This window comes from Fibrella forsythiae (assembly GCF_017353175.1).
Classification (GTDB): Bacteria; Bacteroidota; Bacteroidia; order Cytophagales; family Spirosomataceae; genus Fibrella; species Fibrella forsythiae.
The window spans coordinates 327790-348773 of sequence record NZ_JAFMYW010000009.1 but is presented as its reverse complement, the minus strand read 5'-3'; the positions used below and the strand labels follow the sequence as shown (position 1 = coordinate 348773).

General features: G+C 47.8%; 13 protein-coding genes. 12 read left to right on the top strand and 1 reads right to left on the bottom strand.

Annotated features, from left to right (window positions below; translation table 11 throughout):
- The 11 genes from J2I46_RS25925 to J2I46_RS25875 all read left to right on the top strand — a co-directional run.
- The coding region (locus tag J2I46_RS25925; protein WP_207331992.1) for a BT_3987 domain-containing protein at positions 1-739 on the top strand (739 nt) is incomplete at its 5' end.
- Positions 740-1162: 423 nt separating this feature from the next.
- The gene (locus tag J2I46_RS25920) at positions 1163-4297 is read left to right on the top strand and encodes a SusC/RagA family TonB-linked outer membrane protein (RefSeq protein WP_229379952.1); all 3135 of its coding nucleotides are present in this window, start codon (positions 1163-1165) and stop codon (positions 4295-4297) included.
- A 10-nt stretch (positions 4298-4307) separates the two neighbouring features.
- Positions 4308-5897, top strand: coding sequence for a SusD/RagB family nutrient-binding outer membrane lipoprotein (locus J2I46_RS25915; RefSeq protein WP_207331991.1), 1590 nt, complete (start codon positions 4308-4310; stop codon positions 5895-5897).
- Between the two features lie 10 nt (positions 5898-5907).
- Positions 5908-6756 carry a BT_3987 domain-containing protein gene (locus J2I46_RS25910; protein ID WP_207331990.1) on the top strand — a complete coding sequence of 283 codons (849 nt, stop codon included), beginning with the start codon at positions 5908-5910 and terminating at the stop codon, positions 6754-6756.
- 732 nt (positions 6757-7488) lie between these two features.
- Positions 7489-10725: a SusC/RagA family TonB-linked outer membrane protein gene (locus tag J2I46_RS25905; protein WP_207331989.1), complete on the top strand. Its 3237-nt coding sequence runs from the start codon at positions 7489-7491 to the stop codon at positions 10723-10725.
- 19 nt (positions 10726-10744) lie between these two features.
- A complete protein-coding gene (locus tag J2I46_RS25900; RefSeq protein WP_207331988.1) occupies positions 10745-12274 on the top strand; it encodes a SusD/RagB family nutrient-binding outer membrane lipoprotein in 1530 nt (509 codons plus the stop codon).
- Between the two features lie 395 nt (positions 12275-12669).
- A complete protein-coding gene (locus J2I46_RS25895) occupies positions 12670-13164 on the top strand; it encodes a hypothetical protein (protein WP_207331987.1) in 495 nt (164 codons plus the stop codon).
- A 118-nt stretch (positions 13165-13282) separates the two neighbouring features.
- Positions 13283-13552, top strand: a complete 270-nt coding sequence (locus J2I46_RS25890; protein WP_207331986.1) for a hypothetical protein — start codon at positions 13283-13285, stop codon at positions 13550-13552.
- Positions 13553-13773: 221 nt separating this feature from the next.
- Positions 13774-14199: a thioredoxin family protein gene (locus J2I46_RS25885; protein WP_207331985.1), complete on the top strand. Its 426-nt coding sequence runs from the start codon at positions 13774-13776 to the stop codon at positions 14197-14199.
- Positions 14200-14384: 185 nt separating this feature from the next.
- A complete protein-coding gene (locus J2I46_RS25880) occupies positions 14385-16799 on the top strand; it encodes an endonuclease MutS2 (RefSeq protein WP_207331984.1) in 2415 nt (804 codons plus the stop codon).
- A 1494-nt stretch (positions 16800-18293) separates the two neighbouring features.
- Positions 18294-18635 carry a DJ-1/PfpI family protein gene (locus J2I46_RS25875; RefSeq protein WP_207331983.1) on the top strand — a complete coding sequence of 114 codons (342 nt, stop codon included), beginning with the start codon at positions 18294-18296 and terminating at the stop codon, positions 18633-18635.
- Here J2I46_RS25875 and J2I46_RS25870 read toward each other — a convergent pair.
- Entirely contained in the window at positions 18630-19277 is a 648-nt protein-coding gene (locus J2I46_RS25870) for a phosphoribosylanthranilate isomerase (RefSeq protein ID WP_207331982.1), read from the bottom strand. The genes J2I46_RS25875 and J2I46_RS25870 overlap by 6 nt on opposite strands.
- A 275-nt stretch (positions 19278-19552) precedes the next feature.
- On the opposite strand from J2I46_RS25870, the gene J2I46_RS25865 reads away from it, so the two are divergent.
- Positions 19553-20830: a citrate synthase gene (locus tag J2I46_RS25865; RefSeq protein WP_207331981.1), complete on the top strand. Its 1278-nt coding sequence runs from the start codon at positions 19553-19555 to the stop codon at positions 20828-20830.
- Positions 20831-20984 lie beyond the last annotated feature (154 nt).

The following is a 20984-nucleotide window of genomic DNA, read 5'->3' as shown; positions in this document are numbered from 1 at the left end:
AGCATTCTACGGTGTAGTGGCCAATAACGGTCTTACGATTCAATCGACGCCACTCAGCTACTCGTTCAACGTGAACCTGTCAGGTCCGCAGACACTGGCCCAGGATGTGACGGTGAATCTGGCCGTTGACCCGGCCATACTAACGGCCTACAATGCAGCCAACGGCACTACGTATCAGCCGCTCCCTGCTTCATTATATCAGCTAACAACAACCAGCACAACCATTAAAGCAGGTCAGCGTCTGGCTCCGGTAGCGATTATGTTTTTCTCAGGCTCGGATAAGATCACTAACCCAACAGCGTACAATGATGCCAACTACGCCTTACCGGTTCGGGTAACGGGCACCAGCAATAACCTGGCCGTGAGCAGCAACTACGGCTACAAGATCATTTCGCTGAAACTCAAGAATCAATATGATGGTACGTATCAAGCCACAGGTGTGTTTACTCACCCTACTGCCGGGGCACGTGCTATTAACGAAGAGAAAGAGTTGCAGACTGTTGACCTGAACACGATACAGACCAATTTCGCTGACCTAGGCGGCAGCGGCTGGCTGATGCAACTTAAAGTCAATGCCGACAATACGGTGACGCTTACACCCAAGGGAGCTGCCAATACGGGCACTGTACAGTTTGGCGTGAACAGGTACAACCCTGCCACCAAAACCTACACCCTAAACTACAAATATACAGGCGCAGGTGGTGACCGGGTGATAAACGAAACGTTGACTCGAAAGTAACAATAGAGTATACACTTGTTCTTGTTTGTCTACATGAATAGTTAGCGCGAACGTATAGTTAGTGAAGCGATTTTCAGGAGCGCGACCGGTGAAAGCTGGCCGCGCTCCTTTTTTATAATAAAAGTAAGTCGACTACTCAAGAGTATACATACCAACCTTGACAGAATATCTGACCATAATATATACCGTACAATTACCACATTACCAACCAATTATCATCTTTTAATATCAACGCATAGCTAGCTGATATTACGTATAAAATAATGGATTTTACGAAATTTTATAGACCTATTTTAAAATATAGCAAAATATTATCTCTTTAAAAGACGTCTCAGCAGCTTGTTCCTGCGACAACTATCTGGTAGTTTTGCTCTATTGTTAATTTTCTTTTAACACTTAATACAAACTAATCAACTTTCTAACATGAGAAAACTTTTACTGATAGCGCAGTTATTGCTGTGCTTCATAAGTGTTCCTCTACTAGCGCAAGACCGGGTCATTAGCGGTCGCGTTACCTCTGCCGAGGATGGTGCAGCCATGCCAGGAGTGAATATTGCCATTAAAGGGACAACACGAGGTGTAACAACCGACGTAGATGGTCAATACAAGTTAAGTGTACCAGCGGGTACTACTCGACTCATTTTCTCCTTCATCGGTTTTATCAACCAGGAGATCGTTACGGGCAACCAGACAACACTGGATGTACAGCTGAAGCCAGACGCAACGAACCTGAATGAGGTTGTTATCACGGCAGGGGGTATCACAGCACAACGCCGGGCATTGGGTAGCCAGTCTACTACAGTTAAAGCGCAGGACATTACACAGGGCAAGTCATCCAATATTGCGGCTGGTCTGTCTGGTAAAGTACCCGGCTTGTTGATTTCAGCTGTGAGCAGTGGCGTTAACCCATCGTATCGACTGGTCTTGCGCGGTAACCGTTCATTGACGGGGAATAACCAGGCGCTGATTATCATCGACAACATTATTTCACCAAACAGCATTCTGGGCAACCTTAACCCGGAAGATATTGAAGACATTCAGGTATTGAATGGCGCCGGTGCTGCCGCTCTGTATGGGTCAGATGCCTCGAACGGTGCCTTGATCGTAACTACCAAGAAGGGTAAGGCCGGCCAAACACAAATAAAGCTGTCAAATACCACTACGTTTGAGAAGGTAAGCTATCTGCCACAATTACAGCAGGGATTTGGGTCAGGTACTACCCCCGACGACGTACCTACCTACACACCTTACGAGAACCAGCAGTATGGTCCTGCTTTCAATGGTTTACCCGTTATAATTGGAAAACCACTGCAGGATGGCTCTATCCAGACGGTACCTTATTCGTATGCAGGTTCACGCGAGAAATTCTGGCAAACAGGTGCGGCTAACCAGACGGATTTCAGCCTTTCATCGGGCGACGATAAATCGACCTACTACCTGTCAGCTCAGTATTTTGATCAGAAGTCGACAGTGCCCAACGATGGATACAAACGCTACAGCATCCGGGCCAACAGCACGCGTCAGATCTACAAAAACCTGACGGCGATCTTCAATACCAACTTCATCGCCAACCGCTACGATCAAAGCAGCGCCACCGGAACAGCTTATCAGAACCTGCTGATGTCGCCTGGTCAGGTCGATGTAACTAAATATGCTGACTGGCAGAATGACCCATTCGCCAACCCGAACGGCTACTACAACGAGTACTTCCAGAACCCATACTTTACGCTGGCTAATAACCGTGTAAAAACCCGGAATGATTATTTCCAGGGGAACATGGAATTGCATTACCGGCCCATCGAAAAACTGATGCTTACCTACCGTGTGGGTATTACAACCCGGAACGTATCGAGCAAGACCACAACGGGTAAGTTTGTCTACTCAGACTATACCAAGAGTATCTCTGGTAGTTCTAAGACGGATAACCCCGGCTCAGTATCTGACAACAGCAGCTTCAACACACAACTGGTGAATGACTTCCTGGCCGAGTATAAAACAAAGATCGGCCAGAACTTCACGTTCGACATCGTTGGAGGTGCCAGCTTCCGCGATAATACGTCGAAAAACGTGGACGTGAGTGCCAGCAGCCTGGTTATCAACGGCCTGTATAATATTGGCAACTCGCTGAACAACCCAAGTGCCTTTGAATCAAACTTCACAGCCCGTCAGGCTGGGGTGTATGGCGAGACCCGGATTGGCTTCAAAGAATTTATCTACCTGCACGTAACGGCCCGTAATGACTGGCGGTCGATTCTAGCGGCTGAGAACCGGTCGTTCTTCTACCCATCGGCTGACATATCATTCATCGCTACGGACGCTATTCCGGCCCTGCAAAACACCAGTTGGTTGCAGAGTCTGAAAATTCGGGGTGGCTACTCAAAGGTTGGTCAAATCAACTTAGGCAACTCAACTACGTTTGGCGCGTATGCCTTGAATACAACGTTTAGCCAGGCGGCTGGTTATCCATACTCAAGCGGAGCTGGTTTTACCATTAACAATGGCTTGGTTTCATCTAGCCTGAAGCCAGAGATTACGACCGGTGCAGAAGCAGGCTTCGACTTTGAACTGAAAAAGTACAATATCAATGGGGGTCTTACGGTTTATAAAACCAACACCGTTGATCAGACAATCTCTGTATTCGTATCATCGGCGTCTGGCTTTCAGAACCTGCTAACCAACGTTGGTGAAGTAGAAAACCGTGGTTTAGAGACGTACCTGAGCTTTACGCCCATCAAAATGGCCAATGGGCTGGAATTCTCTGTTGGCGCGAACTACACCCTCAACCGCAACAAGGTTATCTCGCTCTCAGAGCAGTCAGATCAACTGATTCTATCGAGCGTAGGTACGTCGGCGCGGGTTCTGGCCAAAACCGGTCAGCCTTTCCCACTGCTACAGACAACTACGTATAACCGCGATCCGCAGGGCCGGATTATCGTTGATCCAATTACCGGTTATCCTGCCAGTAACGGTAGCTTTAGCGACGTTGGTATCACAAACCCACCACATATTGTGGGTCTGAACACGACGCTGAAATACAGAGGCTTCCGCTTCACAACCGTGTTTGAATATCGGAATGGCCACTATATCTATAATAGCGTGTCAACGGGTTACGACTTCTCAGGTGCCGGTATTCGTACGGCCTGGTATAACCGTGACCGGTTCGTGATACCAAATTCATCGATTCTCCAGGCAGATGGTAGCTACGTAGCCAACACCAACATTGCCGTTCGTAGCGGTGGTGCTGATTTCTGGACTGATGGTACCCGTAACACAGGCATTGGCGAAAATTACGTCAACTCAGCCGGTTTCTGGAAAATGCGCGAAGCGGCTATCTCATACGATTTTCCACGGGCCTTATTAGCTAAATCTGGCTTCATTAAAGGTGCGACATTGAGCGCACAAGGACGAAACCTGTTTATCTGGGTACCAAAATCAAACTTGTACACCGACCCAGAATACAGCGCCAACGGCACAGACAGCAACGCGGTAGGTTTCACGACTCTTGCTCAAACACCTCCAGCCCGGTATTTCGGCGGCACTGTTTCGTTAACTTTTTAATTGACAAACGATGAAAAAATCTTCTTTATACTGGTTGTTGACCCTGGTTGTCCTGGTCACTTCCTCTTGCGATAATTACCTGGACATAAACGCCAACCCAAACTCAGCGATCAGCGCTTCGGCACAACTAGTGTTGCCACAAGCTATTGTGAGTGCAGCGGCAATGTCTTCTTCTTACAACAACTATGGCGCTCATTTCGGGGGTTATATGGCAAACGCCGGTGGTTTCTCAGGTTTCGGTAACCTGCTGAACTACAACCTGGTGACGGGGGATTACAATGCGCTTTGGGTCAATACATATGATAACCTACAGGATTTCAAATATGTAATCGATCAGACTGAAGGCGCAGAAGGGCAAGGCTACTTCAATGCAACGGCCAAGATTATGACAGTGTTGGATTATGCCCGCTTAGTCGATGCTTTTGGCAACGTTCCGTATTCAGAAGCTTTGTTGGGTAATGCAGGACGTACCCCCAAATACGACGATGCTGCTACGATCTATCAAGACCTGATAGTTAAACTGGATGCTGCTATTGCTGCCATCGATGCAGCCAAGTTCCCGCTGGCTTTGAACTCGTCGTCTGATCCACTTTTCAAGGGGAACATGACAACCTGGAAGCAGTTTGCCAATACCCTAAAGCTCCGCTTACTAATTCGGATGTCGGGCGTATCGGCGCTGTCTTCTTTCGTAACTACGAAGTTTGCCGCCCTCGACAAAACTCTCGGTTTTCTTACAACAGATGCCATTGTTAACCCAGGCTATACCAAGCAGGATGGCAAGCAGAACCCAACGTGGGGAACATGGGGCTACACGGTAGCCGGCGCACTCGCAAACTCATCGCGTATTCCGACCCAATTTGCTTTTGGTTTCTACAAAGGGCAGAAATTGACAGACAATGGCCGGGGGGCGGTGATTTACAAAAATTTCGCCTCTACAACCACTCCAACACCTATCAATCAACTGGGTAACGAGAGTAACGCACCAGCTATTATTCCAAGCTATTCTACCTGGTATACAGGTACGTTTAACAGCGCATCCAGCATTACCGATGCGCTGGGTATTCTGAAAGGCCCGTCAATGGGTCAACCGATCATGCTGGCCGCTGAGTCATACTTCCTCCAGGCAGAGGCACAGTTGAAGGGATATCTTCCAGGTACGTTTGGCACCAGCTTTGATCAGGGCATCACCCAGTCGTTCACGTACCTGTATAAAGACGTGACCAACGTAGTAGGCACGGGCAAAAATGTAGCTGCAGATGTGGCTACGTACAAAGCAGACAACGCCACCAGCTATTTGGTAAACATTGCTCTGGCAACAACGAACGAGCAACGTCTGGAAGCGATCATTACTCAGAAATACATTGCGCTGAACATGATCAATTCAGATGAGGGCTGGAACGAATACCGTCGCACGGGCTACCCTAAAACGGACCCGGCCGGCAACGGATACACCAATATTGCGTCCAACAAATCGAACTCTACACGGCCCGACAAGTTGCCAACCCGTATCCTGTATCCATCATCGGAGCAGTCGTACAACGCGGCTAATTTCAAAACGGTCAACCAGTTCGCTGACTTGATTTTCTGGGACCCAAACTGATCAGATACACATGAAAAATTTCATAAAATTAGTGAGCCTCCTTTTCATTGGGGCTACCATGACTTCTTGTCTTGATGACAAGCTTAGCCTGGACCCGGCTAATTCCACAAACGTAGTTGAGTTCAAAAACCCCAGCAGTTTTTCGTCTCCCTATGGCAGCAAGTACGCGTTGTATACCCAGGCTTTTGAGGTAGCGCCAGAAAATAACTATACGCTTACGGTAAGTTATTCAGGCGCAAACGTAGCTCCGGAAAATATTACAGTTAGCCTGGGCATTGATCCAACCGCCCTGACTCAGTACAATACGGAGCAAAAGAAGGCATTTGACCTGATTCCTACCAGTTTGTATACGCTGCCAACTCAGGTAGTGATTCCGAAAGGACAGCGTACGGCTACAGTAGGCATGACCTTTAAAAGCAATAATTTTGATTTCAGCAAGAACTATGTATTGCCTGTTCAAATCAAATCGGTCTCTACAGGTGCCATAAGCGGTAATTTTGGCACCATTCTGATTAACCTCAAGGCTAAAAACCCGTATGATGGCGTGTATACGGCAACAGGCGTATTCAATCACCCGACAGCTGGTCCACGTGATATAAAACGTGCTAAGACGCTGGCAACGGTTGACGCTAATACGAGCGAGACGGAATTTGCCGATTTGGGTGCCGCCGCAACTATGCAATTGAAAGTTAACGCGGACAACAGTGTTACATTAACGCCAGGTGGTACTGCTAGTGCTGCGACTGTTCAGTTTGGTGTGAACAAGTATGATGCCGCTACCAAAACCTTCACCTTAAGCTATAAGTACGCAGGTGCAGGTGGAGACCGGATTATCACCGAGACGATCAAAAAGAACTAATACCGTATACAATTGACGTAAAACAAATGCCCCTGGCCAACACTGGCTGGGGGCATTTGTTTTACGTCAACTGTAGTTAATTCATTACCAGAATACTATAACCCTTATCAGTGAACTAGACATGCCATCGTATACTGCAATTCATATGTTTAATTCTTATTACTCTCTGCAAAATAAAAAAAGCACCATATGAGGCAGTTGATCAAAAGGTCGGAAGATCGATACTTACTAGAGACGATTTCGGCAACGAAATCCGTAGTGGTGATTATCTCTACGTCAAGCATTGGATGAAACAGCCCAGCGTAGTAGCCGCTTCGCCTAACATCCGTACTACCTGCGACGAAACCTGGACGTACGGTCACGGTAAACGGCGTTTAGTCAGTACATATCTAAAAGCCGCCCCGATCCATGGATCGGGGCGGCTTTCCTGGTTTTAGCCCAAGTAGAAACAGGCAATATCGTAAGACTAGCTTAACAGATTAATAGCTCCGTAGTCATAAATAACCAGTTAGGCCATGAACGGCGTAGGATGCCTCGCTTTGCCAAAAGCGCGTGTGATAATACTATAAATTTCACAGACCGATATAATACAGAATTTTAGCTACATCGATTCGTACTATAGCCAAATAAAAAGCTGATGTGAATATTTGCTCGCATAATAACTTTCTAATAGTTTTGATGTGGGTTAATTACCTCTTAACCCCATTAATAAACTAATCAACTCTATAAACAATGAGAAAACTTTTACTGATAGCACAGCTGCTGTTGTGCCTCATAAGTATTCCTTTGGTAGCGCAAGATCGGGTAATCACCGGCCGCGTTACCTCTGCTGAAGACGGTTCAGCAATGCCCGGAGTGAACATAGCCCTTAAGGGCACAACACGCGGCGTTACAACAGACGTTGATGGTCAGTATAAAATCAGCGTACCATCAGGCACAGCCCGCCTGGTATTCTCGTTTATTGGCTTTCTCAATCAGGAAGTAATCACGGGAAGCCAAACCACGCTGAATATCACGATGAAGGCAGATGCCTCTCAACTTCAGGAGGTTGTAGTTACGGCACAGGGAATTCGGAAAAACCCGCGCGACATTGGCTATGCCCTTTCCACGGTAAATAACGATGATGTAACCGTTGGCCGTTCGCCACAGTTGGCTCAGGCTCTTTCGGGTAAAGTAACAGGACTGGCCGTATACAACGTAAACAATAGTGTTGACCCAGCGGTAAAAATCGTGCTACGGGGTTACCGCTCATTGACAGGTAACAACGAAGCGTTGGTTGTTCTCGATGGTATGCAAACAACCTCGACGGTACTGTCAACCATTAACCCGAATGATATTGAGAATGTAACGATTTTAAAGGGTGGTCAGGCAGCTACGCTGTATGGTTCAGCTGGTATCAACGGTGCGCTTATCATCACGACCAAGAAAGGCGTAAAAGGCCGGTTAAAAGTGGCCTATTCGAACAGTACGAACTTTGAACAAATCAGCTTTTTGCCCCAGATTCAGGACAAGTACGGCTCTGGTTCACACTACGCAACAGCTTTTGGCACAGCGGGTTACAAAACAGATTACCTGGAGCGCATGAAAGACAACTGGCGTTCGTACGAAAATCAGCAGTATGGTGATGCGTTTGATGGCTCAACCCGGATTCAGGGCCGCACGGCTGAAGATGGTAGCCAGCTTCTTATTCCTTATTCGGCCATTCCGGATGCCCGCCGGAAGGCATTCGATACGGGGGTATCAGTAAATAATCAGATCAACTTCCAGGGAGGTGATGAAACCAGCTCGTTCTACATGTCAATGGAGAATCAGTCAGTCAATGGCATCGTGCCTGGCGATAAGAGCAACCGGACGAGTGCCCGTCTGTCGGCAACGAAAGAATATGGTAAACTGATTGCCAGCTTCAATGCGGCCTACATTCAGGGTGTATACAACCGTACATCGTCTGATTTTTACAACAACGTACTGAATCAGCCAGCCAACCTACCCCTTAGCACCCTGCGCGACTGGCAGAACAATCCGCTGGCAAACCCAAACGGATTCTACAATGACTACTACAACAACCCGTATTTTGAAGCTGATAACGGCCGGTTGAATTACAAGGATGCCAATCTGAACGGTAACATAAACCTGACCTTTAAAGCAACCCCCTGGTTGACATTCACCGAACGGTTAGGTGTTATGAACAACTCGCGGACAGGCAAAAACACGACTGGCAAGTTCGTTTACTCTGACTGGGCTAAAAGCAAATCATTCATCCCGGCTCCGTTCTTCCGGGATGGCGACGGTACGGGTATTTACCGGGCCATTACAGATAACCCAGGTAGCGTACAGGACTACTCAGGTACAGAAAACGTGATCAACAACGAGTTCCAGGTTCAGCTGGCGAAAGATTTTGGTCATATATCGAACCGGCTTATCTTAGGTAGCAGCCTGTATCAACGCACAACCAACAATATCTCTGAAGCATCGAGCTCAATTGTGGTGCCGGGGGTATACAACGTATCTAACCGGCAGGGTATTCTGACAGGTGGTCAGATTCTTACGGAAGAACGTCGATTGGGTTATTACGCAGACTATACGGTCAATTACAAAAACTGGCTGAGTCTGAACGGCTCGTTCCGCTTCGATCAGACATCAAAATTCTACAAACCGGATCGCCCGGCCAACTACTGGTCGTATCCGTATTACGGTATAGCCCTATCGTTTATCGCTACTGATGCGTTTCCAAGCCTCAAGAGCTCGTTTCTGAATTACGCCAAGTTCCGCGCGAACTATAATAAGAACGCTAATGACAATATCCCGCTCTATGGCCTTGACCTAACGTACCCAAATGGAGCCAACTTCCCCTACGGTAACACCGTTGGCCTGACGGTTGGCAACACCTTGCCCGATCCTAATCTGAGACCTGAAACCGTGTATTCGGGCGAAGTTGGCGGTGAGTTTCAGTTGCTGAATAACCGCATCACGGTTGACTTGTCAGCGTACACACAAAACTCGAAAGGTCAAGTAATTACGGTTCGCGTACCTAATTCAACGGGTTTTCAGAACCTGTTGATCAACGTAGGTGAAACCAGGAACTGGGGTTACGAAGCTGAATTGAAATACCTGATTGCCCGGGGTGGCAAATTCACATGGGATGCCAGCGTTCGCTACTCGTATAACGATAACAAAGTAATTGATCTGTATCCGGGCATCGACGAATTCCAGATTGGCGGTTTCGCGTATGCCAATACAAACGTGATCAAAAACACCCGCTTCCCCATTCTGAAAACGGACGGTTACCAGTACGCTCCTGACGGATCGGGCCGGGTGCTGGTTAATGCCACTACTGGCTACCCGCTCCGGAACACAGCCCTGCAGCAGCGGGGTGGCGTATTGCCCCGCCACATTGCCGGTCTGGGTTCGAAAATGGAATACGGAAACTTTGGCTTCACATTTAACTTCGAATACCGGGGTGGCAACGTAATGTTCAGCGATCTGGGCCGTCAGATGACGTTCACGGGTACGGGTAAATGGACAGAAGACCGGACACCACACGTATTCCCGAACTCAGCCATTCTGAATGCCGACGGTAGCGTATCGTCGAATACAACCGTTGTTCGTGAAGCGGAATATGCGTTGTGGGTAGATAACTACCGGCTGGTTTCAGAGAACTTCGTTACACCAGCCTGGTTCATTAAGCTGCGCGACGTTAACCTCTCTTACCGATTGCCACAAAGCCTGGTAAGCAAAACCAAGATATTATCGGGTGCCAGCATTGCATTGTATGGCCGTAACCTGCTTACGATCGTTGATAAGCTGAATTACTACACGGATCCTGAGTTTAGCTACCAGGGCAACCCAACACCAGGCAGCCAGGCTACTTCTGTGCCAACCACAAACTCATCAGTTGGTATTGGTATCAATACAACTGGTCAAACGCCTCCTGTTCGCCAGTACGGTGTAAACATCAACCTCACGTTTTAGTAGCTAGCCTCGACTTACTATGAAATTCAAACCACTATTTATAGCCGCTTTGATGGCTCTGGTTGGTACCGGTTGTAATACCAAAGATTTCCTGAACATCAATACCAATCCAAACCAGTTACCAACCGCGTCGCCAAACTACGTATTTACCAATGCGTTGAACGTTACGACGGTTAACATGCTCAATGCCAATGAGACAGGCACGTACTGGGCAGGGCAATGGTCGCAGGGCAATGGGTATATCATTTCAACAACCATATTTGCCTACAACTTCACGAACGGAGATTTCAACTACTGGGATAGTTATTACGACAACCTGGAAGACTATCAGTTTGTGATCAACAATGCCGATGCCACTAATCAGAAGTTTCTGAAGGGACCGGCCAAGGTGATGAAAGCGATGCTATTTCAGCAATTGGTTGATATGTATGGTAATATTCCTTACACGGATGCCCTGAAAGGCGCAGCGATTCTCGCACCGAAATTCGATGATCAGAAAGCAGTTTACGAATCACTGATCACCTCGTTGGATGAGGCTATTGCGGATATGAAGGCGAATGCCTTTGCCAGCAGTTTCAATACGTCTGACCTCGTTTTCGGTGGTAACCTGACGAAGTGGATACAGTTTGCCAACTCGCTCAAAATGCGTATCCTGATTCGGCAGTCAAAAGTTGCTGGCCGTGAAACGTACATCAAGACGGAGATCAATAAAATCGTAACCGAAGGGTCGGGCTTTATCACCGGTGCTGACGTTGCCGTTGGTGGAGCATCTTTTTATCAGCCAGCGGCAGGCCAGCTGAACCCAATTTATGACCGGTGGGGCTATGACCAAACGGGCGCTAAACGGGCGTTGAATAACTTCCCCCGGCCAACACAATTTCTGATTAATAGCCTCAAAGCATCGAATGATACCCTCCGGTTAAAGCGTATTGCCTACACGACGGGTGGCGAAAGCAGCACAATACCGGGCACAAGTTCGAAAGCAGAAATCGCTGCCAACTATGCGGGAACACCGTTCGGAGCCAGTTCTGGTTACTTACCTGCCAATACGTCATCGGTTGGGCCAAGCCTGCTTGTGAAAGGTGAGTACAACCGATCGTTCATTCTCATGACTGGAGCTGAAATTCAGTTTCTGCTGGCTGAAGCTAAACAACGGTACAGCGATGTATCTCTGCCAAGCACTGCCCAGGCTTATTTCGAAGCGGGTATATTGCAGTCGTTCCGGGTGCTGGGTGCCAACACGGCTGGCGCGGCGGCTTTTAAGGGCAGCAAAATCCCAAACTACGATTGGGATGCATCGACGGATAAACTGGCAGCTATCGCCATTCAGAAATGGGTTGCCCTAACAGGTTTCAGCGGTTTGGAATCGTGGTCGGAATATCGACGTACGAACCTGCCGGTTACACCGCAAAGTATTCAGGTGCCTGATAACAAACGGCCAACACGACTATACTATCCGAATACAGAAGCGGGTTCAAATGGAGCAAACATTACAGCCCAGGGAGCAGTGGACGTATTTAGCACCAAGATCTTCTGGGATGTTGATTAACTGACAGTTTTCCTGCTAATTAACGAGAAAGAGGTTGCCTGTCAGGCAACCTCTTTCTCGTTAATTAGTGCCCGCAGACAACGTAAAACACAAAAAAGCGAGTCGACAGGATCGGCTCGCTTTTTAATTACGCTTTATCCAACTATTAAGATCTGTAAGGTGCTTTATGCGGCAACCTGTTAGTAAATGTTAGTTTCTTGTAGACGCCAACTAGGTCTGAATTCGTTTATGTAGTTTCACTCCTCAAATATCTAAATTTACACTATACAGTAAGTATGGTAATCCTTGATATTTATTAAAAGGAGGCTCTTTTTGGGTTCATACCATCAAATTAGCTAACCTTTTTCCAACAACGGAGTTGTCTACTTATTTAGCAGATTACTAAGACTCACGTTATGGACACAGATCAAACCCGATCACCGCATAGCAGCGATGATACTACCAATAGCGATCACGAAGGTGATAACCTGAACCAGAAAGCACAGGAAAACTCAGCCAACGGGTTGGACAGTACAGAAGTACGAGGTGGCCAAAACGGACGTAATATCCGCGCTATGGGAAGCCAGGACATGGACAGCCAGAACGGGGTACTCCGCCAGAACGACATGAGCAATGGTGCCATGGACGTACCTGACGAAGCGTTTGCCAATGCCGCCGCCAGCGAAAACCAGACCAAAACAGCAACCGTCAGTGTAACAACTGCCGGCCCCGATGACTATGCATCTGACGCTGTAGTGAGCGTGCCCAACGCGCAGAAAGAAGCGAAAAAGCAAGACGATGATGAATCATCTGATGATTCGTCCGACAATGATTCGGTTGAATCGCAGGAAGAGACAGAGGAAGACGTTGCCAACACGGGTACGTCCACTGATCATCAGCCAACTTATTAAAGGAGCGTTGGCGATCGGCTATCAGACAGGGGCTATCTGTCCTGTCTGATGTTCAGTCTTCAACGTTTAATGCCAGTATATGAAGTCCAGCATCCTATAATGTAAACCCAACACGATCATGAGCGTATCAAGCAACATCCGCAAAGAAAGCACCGAGTCGCACGCGGCTCAGCAGATGCACAGTACCATGGGCACTGACCCAAACGTAGGCCAGTTGAACGACAAAAACCTCGATAATGAATTGCCTTCGCGGCTGAACGATCAGGCCAATGGCACATCAGTAGCCGAAGACGTAGAAGAAATTGATGATGTCATTGCTGAAGCTGATGACACCAATAAACCTACCCACGTAGCTGACGCCGACTGGAACCGCAGCACTGAAGAGTAACATGTGGTAATACACTGACCGAAGGTTTTCTGGCAGACTTTACTGGATAAACAGGATTCGCCCATCGAAAGGCGAAACGAAATACCTGTTCATCCAATAAATCCTGTCGGAAAACCTTTTGTGTATATCCAGGACAGGGTAAATTTGGCTACTATACTCGTTCATAGAAACGAAAGTGAGTTGTCTATTCGTTAGGTACGTATCATAACCGTTCCCCAATCATGCTTCGATTACTTAGCCTGTGCCTTGTTGTACTCCTGACCACTTCCTCGTTCACTCCTGCGGGTGATGATGAGAAAAGTGCAGGAATCCAGTTTACCAGTGCCCGCTGGGCCGATATTCTGAAGAAAGCAAAAGCTGAAAACAAGGTTATTTTCCTTGATGCCTACGCTAGCTGGTGCGGCCCCTGCAAGATGTTGCAAAAGAACGTCTTCACGCAAAAGACAGTTGGCGACTTCTTCAACAAGAAGTTTATTAACGTGAAAATGGATATGGAGAAAGGCGAAGGCCCGGCTCTTGCCCAAGTTTATCCGCTGGAAGCATACCCTACCCTCCTGTTCATCAACAGCAGCGGCCGCGTGGTAAAAAAAGCCATTGGCTACATGTCTGCCGAAGATCTTATCGAAGTAGGTAAGGGCGTTAAATAGTCAGCTAAGAGGTAAACAGTTAAGAGTGTAGAGTTAAGAAGTAAGAGTTGGCCGACGCAAAACTTTTCCCGCGTCGGCCAACTCTTACTTCTTAACTCTACACTCTTAACTGTTTTAAACAGAACCCCCGCCTCTGCCCTGCTGTTATAGAAGAAGGCCCGCTAACGAAAGGTCTGATCTCCTGAATGCTTTACCCCAATACCCTCGAACAAAAACTAGGTTTCGATAAAATCCGGGAACTGCTACGGCAAGCCTGCATTTCCCCACTTGGGCAGGATTATGTGGATAAGATTCGCTTTTCCGACAACCACCAACTGATTGATAAATTGCTGCGCCAGACCTACGAGTTTACGCAGATCGTACAATACGAACCCGATTTTCCGCAGAGCAATTACCTCGACGTACGCCCTCAATTGCAAAAGGCGCGCGTAGAAGGCATCACGCTCATGGAAGACGAGTTCTTTGACCTGAAACTGGCCCTGAAAGCTATTCAGGACTGCCTTCGCTTTCTGGCCAATCAGGAAGAAGACCAGTATCCGTATTTGGCCGAACTGGCCCAGCCCGTAACTGTTGACAAGAACCTGCTGGCTGCCCTCGAACGCGTTATCGATGACCGTGGCCATGTGCGCGATAATGCATCTCCCGAACTGGCCAGCATTCGCCGGCGGATCATTTCCGAGCAGGCCAATCTGCGAAAAAAGCTGGATGGCATGCTCCGCACTGCCCGCCAGCAGGGCTGGATTCCCGACGACCTGGGCCTGACCATCCGGGGTGGCCGATTAGTTATTCCGCTGGCGGCCGAGCATAAACGTAAAATCAGGGGCTTCATTCACGACGAGTCAGACACTGGAAAAACCGTGTATATTGAGCCTGCTGAAGTCTTCGACGGCAACAATGAAGTGCGCGAACTGGAATATGAAGAACGGCGCGAAGTGTATCGCATTCTGCTTGCCTTAACCGACCAGGTACGTCCTTTTCTTCCCGAATTGGGTAAGGCGGTTAACTTTCTGGCACAGATCGACTTCATTCGGGCCAAAGCGAAACTGGCCGGCGAACTACAGGCCGGTATGCCGCAGGTAATGAACCGCCCCGTTCTGAACTGGACCGCCGCCCGCCACCCGTTGCTGTTCCTATCGCATCAGAAGCAGAAAAAGAGCGTTATCCCACTCAATATCCGCCTCGACGAGCAGCAGCGTATTCTGATCATCTCAGGCCCGAACGCGGGTGGCAAATCGATTGCGCTGAAAACCATCGGGTTGCTGCAATACATGATGCAGTGCGGTTTGCTGGTACCCATGGCCGAATATTCCGACATGGGGGTGTTCCAGAACCTGTTTATCGATATCGGGGATGAACAATCGCTGGAAAACGACCTGAGTACATACTCGTCACACCTGACCAACATGCAGAAGTTTCTGGTTGGTGCCAATAAACGTACGCTCTTTCTGATCGACGAGTTTGGTACGGGTACAGAGCCCGGACAAGGGGGTGCCATTGCCGAAGCTATTCTGGAAGAGCTCAACAAGTCGGGCGCATATGGCGTCATCAACACACACTACACCAACCTGAAGGTCTTTGCCGACAAAACGGCGGGGCTGATCAATGGTGCTATGCGGTTCGACGGCGAGAAACTGGAACCACTCTATGAGTTGGAGATGGGTCGACCTGGCTCTTCGTTTGCGTTCGAAATTGCCCGGAAAATTAACTTGCCCAATGCGGTTATTGAACGGGCTAAAGAGAAACTGGGCAGTCAGCAGGTAAATTTCGAGAAACTGCTGAAAGAGCTAGATATTGAGAAGCGCGTTTTCTCAGAGAAGAATCTCGACATCAGCATCAAACAGCGCAAGGTAGCCCAGCAACTGGCCGAGTACACAGCTCTGAAAACCAAGCTCGACAATGAGCAGAAGCAGCTGATCAATACGGCTAAAGCCAAGGCCAAAACGTTAGTTCAGGAAGCCAATCAGCGCATTGAAAGTACGATTCGCGAGATAAAGGAATCGAAGGCTGATAAAGACACAACCCGCCAGGTACGTGCCGAGCTTCAGCAGTTTGACCAAAAAGAGCTAAAGCCGGAAGTGGTTGTAGAGCCAGCCAGGCCGAAGGAACCGGAGGAGGAATTCGAGAACGATGCCAGCCCTATCGGCGTAGGTAGCTATGTTCGTATTCAGGGCCAAACGGCCATCGGCGAAATTCTGGCCATCCGCGGTAAAGACGCAGAGGTCCGGATCGGCGAACTGAAATCAAACATCAAGCTGAATCGACTGGAAAAAGTTAGCCGCAAAACATACCGGGAAGCCGTAGGTATTCGCGAAACGCCCCGCAGCCAAGGTATGGACCTGAACGAGAAGATGATGAATTTCTCGTTCAATCTGGACATTCGGGGCTACCGTGGCGAAGAAGCACTTGGCGAACTCGACCGGTTTATGGATAGCGCCCTGATGCTTGGCTATCCCGAGTTGCGTATCGTTCACGGCAAGGGTGATGGCATTTTACGCCAGCTTGTTCGAAATCACCTCCGCTCCTACAAACAGGTGGCGAGTATGGCCGACGAACACGCCGACCGTGGCGGCCAGGGCGTTACGCTCGTAAAGATGAGATAGTCGGTTCAAGTTTTTAGCCAGTTGCGGTCTGCGACTGGCTAAAAACTTGAAGAAATTAATCTTCACGGCCAACGTACTAGATCTGTCTCCCGGGATATGCAAATTAATGATGGCAACTTAGATCAAAATTACGAAGGTGTCCATGACCGGGAGGTTGTAGCAGTCAGGCTGAGCTAAGCAGCGCTAACAGGGGCCCAGGTACGTAAAGTCTGCGGACGCAAGCTCACATGGTTACCGAAAAAATGCCCCAATCATTTCCCATTCTAGCCACCCATTGATTGTGTTTTTTACTCCTTGCAAAAATACTATCACGATAAAGATTGTTTTTCAAAAAGACAAACTAGTGTATCCATCGTACAGAATTAACGCAGCTTTGTAAAAACACATATCCGCTGTTTCTGCAACATAAACAACAAAATTGAAATTAAAATACAGGCAATATAGATAATTACAGTTCAATATATATTTACACGTAATTATATTTGAGCTCCTACTATTATACAATAAATAATGAGCTTTTTCTTATCAACAACGTATTATTAACGATTGACACTTCTTTCTACACGAATAGTTCATTGTTCACTTACCGCATTTGCTTGAATTATTCAGTAATATAGTAAGCAGCTTTCATCGTTTCAGAGCAGTTTTTGAATAAAATTTTACTCAACAATACCATTCATAAAGCCGGACCGAATGAATCTCAGTATTAATTATTTTTTCAGTCAACAGGTAGCTTGTCATTATAATTACTATCAAAAAAAACCGGAACATACAGATTACTTAAAAACCGCCTCAAGATAAGTCGCCGTAGTTACATACTATTGATCGGGGTAACGATAATTTTCGGGCTGGTAGTCTTTCAACGTTCGTAATAAAAGCTGGCGTTATGGTATTTTCCGGCGCTATCCCTATGCAGCCACCAGGAAAAGAATGCAGTAAAGTATTTTGGTTCGATATTACCGATGAGTTGAATACAGCGAAGCTTCCCAGCAATCTAAAATTGTTGATCGTGAACTCATACGGTAAAAAGCGACGAAGATCAGTATTAAGCAGATCAGGGTTGAAACGAGAGATTTCTAGCCAATATAAAACAGATACTAAGTCGGGCAACTTTTTGATCAAGAAATTACCCGAATTAGTATAAAGCAGCTGAACGTACCCGTTTCATTTGTTTATTTTTACAGCCTTCTCACTTTTAACAATTGGTCTTACCTGACGCAATTTAGTATGACTAAAAAGCCAACCATTCGGGTTACTATTCTGATGGACGAGGGGGTTTAACTCGTAGCTATGAATGAAGCAATTGATGTATTTCTACGCGTAAAGCGGTTCAACAAACGATCTTACACGGTATATATAGTGAAAGCCAAAAGTAATACTGTTCGTAGCGAAGATACTGTAGTGGCTATCAAACCCGATTATACGACGCAGACTTCTCTATCCCGGATATAATCGTAATTTCCGTCATTTTAGATGAGAAAAAATTATAAAGGCATGAATCCTGCTCTGGTTCATTTTATTCAGCGTTGTCATGAAAACAAGTTAGAATCACTCATCATACTGTCTGTCTGCATTGGTTTTTTCAGTTTGGCCGCTGCAGGTTTATTGAATGGCCTTCGTGCCACAACACATTACCAAGCGCTGAAAGAGGCTCAAAGCAAGTATCCATCAATTACGATGGTCAAGAATGTACGTTTTGTTCAGGATAAAAATGTTGTTACTACGGATGGGATTACATCGGGTATTGACGGGGCTTTACAGTTGGATGGACCGGAGGTAACCGACATTATGGTCTATACTCGAGACGCTTCTTTACCACCCGGCACTATCTTATAGATATACTGCGTTCATAAACGCCTCAAGCTTCACCGGATCGAGATGGCCGTTGGTACGAACACCGCTGCACAGGTCGAGGCCAAACGGTTGCACGGCCTCAATGGCCTGCCGAACATTATCGGGCCGTAAACCACCCGCCAGAAATACGGGGACAGGCGACTGGTCGCGGATCTGTCGGCTCAGTGCCCAATCGTGTACTCGTCCTGTACCGCCTAATTCTTTGACAGCCATGTTCGGGTTGCCACTATCGAGCAGTAATGCATCCACGTGTGGGGCAATGCATAAGGCTTCTTCTACAGATTGCTGGTCAATGACATGAATAACCTGGACGAGCCAGATACCGGGCAAGGCGGCTCGTATCTGATCATACTTACCCGTTGTAAGCGCGTCGACAATCTGTACAGTGTTTGTGTTCACGCGTTTCTGATGGGCAATAATCTGCTCAGCGTCTGTTTCGCTGGTTAAGAGAAACGTGGCGATGGGTGGCGGCACCATTCGGGCAATTGCAGCGATTTGCTCATCGGTGATAACACCGGGCCCACTGGGCATTGGCCCAACCAATCCAAGGGCGGAGGCACCCAAACTGATTGCCAGCCGGGCCTCATCAGGGCTGCTGATACAACAGATTTTTACGCGAATCATAAATTAAAAAGATAGACAGATAAAAAAAAGTAGAGATAGAGCGCTTCGCTAAAGTAAGAAATGGAATGTAGCGAGTCGCTTTATCTCTACCTCTTTTGACTTTCCCGAAACTGGCTACAAAATTTGGGGGTTCTATAAACGAACTTCCCTATCCTTGAACTTTTCGGCGACTACGGGGGATTTTCGATTGCTTTTGGTACTAATTTCGCCCACTGCTCTTTGTACGGGCAAACAACCTGTTAACGCTGAATTTCTTTACACCCTCGCACGAACGTATGGCAAGCACTGCTGAACTAACCGTAGATGGCAAATCGTACACCTTCCCAACCCTGGAAGGTTCTGAGCACGAAAAAGCCGTTGATATTTCCAATCTCCGTGACCAGTCGGGTTACGTTACTCTCGATCGGGGGTACAAGAATACAGGTGCTACCCAAAGTGCCATTACGTTCTTAGACGGCGAGGAGGGAATCCTTCGTTACCGTGGTTATTCAATTGAAGATTTGGCCTCTAAGGCGTCATTCCTGGAAGTATCTTACCTGCTAATCTACGGTGAACTGCCAACTCAGGCTCAGTTCGACGCCTTCTCGACGGGTATCCGTCGGCATACACTAGTGAACGAGGATATGCGTCATATCTTCAACGGATTTCCGGTCAATGCGCACCCCATGTGTGTACTAGGCTCGCTTGTCAATGCCATGAGCGCATTCTACCCCGACTCACAAGAAGGGAAGAACACCGACCTGCATATTACCCGCCTGATGGCCAAGTTGCCAACGATCGCCACCTGGTCGTACAAACGGACGCAGGGCCACCCGACCAATTACCCTAAAAACGAACTGGATTACATTCCGAACTTCCTCAATATGATGTTCGCGTTGCCAGTAGAAGACTATAAAGTTGATCCGGTTGTTGCCGAAGCACTGAACGTACTGCTGATCTTGCACGCCGACCACGAGCAGAACTGCTCAACCAGCACCGTACGGCTCGTTGGCTCATCGCAGGCCAACATCTATTCGTCTATTGCAGCGGGTGTAAATGCCCTGTGGGGGCCGCTACACGGTGGCGCCAATCAGGAGGTGATCGAGATGCTGGAAGAGATCAAAGAAGGCGGCGGCGACGTGGCCAAGTACATCGACATGGCCAAAAACGCAAAAACAACGGGTTTCCGGTTGTTTGGCTTCGGTCACCGCGTGTACAAAAACTTCGATCCCCGCGCCAAGATCATCAAAAAAGCGGCCGACGACGTTCTGAGCAAACTTGGCGTGAATGACCCTGTTCTGGAAATTGCCAAAGGACTGGAAGAAGCCGCACTGAACGATCCGTATTTCGTACAACGCAAACTCTATCCCAACGTCGATTTCTATTCGGGAATCATCTACCGCGCATTGGGCATTCCAACCAACATGTTCACGGTGATGTTTGCTATTGGCCGACTGCCCGGCTGGATTGCCCAGTGGAAAGAAATGCGTGAGCAGAAAGAGCCAATCGGCCGTCCGCGGCAGATCTACACCGGCTCTACCCTCCGCGAATTCAAGTCAATTGGCGAACGGTAGTTAAACTGCAGACTGGTTTTAGTAAACGCAACAAAGCCCCCGACTGAAAAGATCGGGGGCTTTGTTGCGTTTACTAAAACCAGTCTGCAAAGCTGGTCCGGATAACGAACCGGCACCTTGCCTGCTTCTATCACCCATTATAAGAAGCAGCACA

Excerpts from the sequence above, each read along its gene's own strand:
- J2I46_RS25920 (WP_229379952.1), top strand. The coding sequence starts at position 1,163 with ATGAGAAAACTTTTACTGATAGCGCAGTTATTGCTGTGCTTCATAAGT.
- J2I46_RS25915 (WP_207331991.1), top strand. The coding sequence starts at position 4,308 with ATGAAAAAATCTTCTTTATACTGGTTGTTGACCCTGGTTGTCCTGGTC.
- J2I46_RS25910 (WP_207331990.1), top strand. The coding sequence starts at position 5,908 with ATGAAAAATTTCATAAAATTAGTGAGCCTCCTTTTCATTGGGGCTACC.
- J2I46_RS25905 (WP_207331989.1), top strand. The coding sequence starts at position 7,489 with ATGAGAAAACTTTTACTGATAGCACAGCTGCTGTTGTGCCTCATAAGT.
- J2I46_RS25900 (WP_207331988.1), top strand. The coding sequence starts at position 10,745 with ATGAAATTCAAACCACTATTTATAGCCGCTTTGATGGCTCTGGTTGGT.
- J2I46_RS25895 (WP_207331987.1), top strand. The coding sequence starts at position 12,670 with ATGGACACAGATCAAACCCGATCACCGCATAGCAGCGATGATACTACC.
- J2I46_RS25890 (WP_207331986.1), top strand. The coding sequence starts at position 13,283 with ATGAGCGTATCAAGCAACATCCGCAAAGAAAGCACCGAGTCGCACGCG.
- J2I46_RS25885 (WP_207331985.1), top strand. The coding sequence starts at position 13,774 with ATGCTTCGATTACTTAGCCTGTGCCTTGTTGTACTCCTGACCACTTCC.
- J2I46_RS25880 (WP_207331984.1), top strand. The coding sequence starts at position 14,385 with ATGCTTTACCCCAATACCCTCGAACAAAAACTAGGTTTCGATAAAATC.
- J2I46_RS25875 (WP_207331983.1), top strand. The coding sequence starts at position 18,294 with ATGAATCCTGCTCTGGTTCATTTTATTCAGCGTTGTCATGAAAACAAG.
- J2I46_RS25870 (WP_207331982.1), bottom strand. The coding sequence starts at position 19,277 with ATGATTCGCGTAAAAATCTGTTGTATCAGCAGCCCTGATGAGGCCCGG.
- J2I46_RS25865 (WP_207331981.1), top strand. The coding sequence starts at position 19,553 with ATGGCAAGCACTGCTGAACTAACCGTAGATGGCAAATCGTACACCTTC.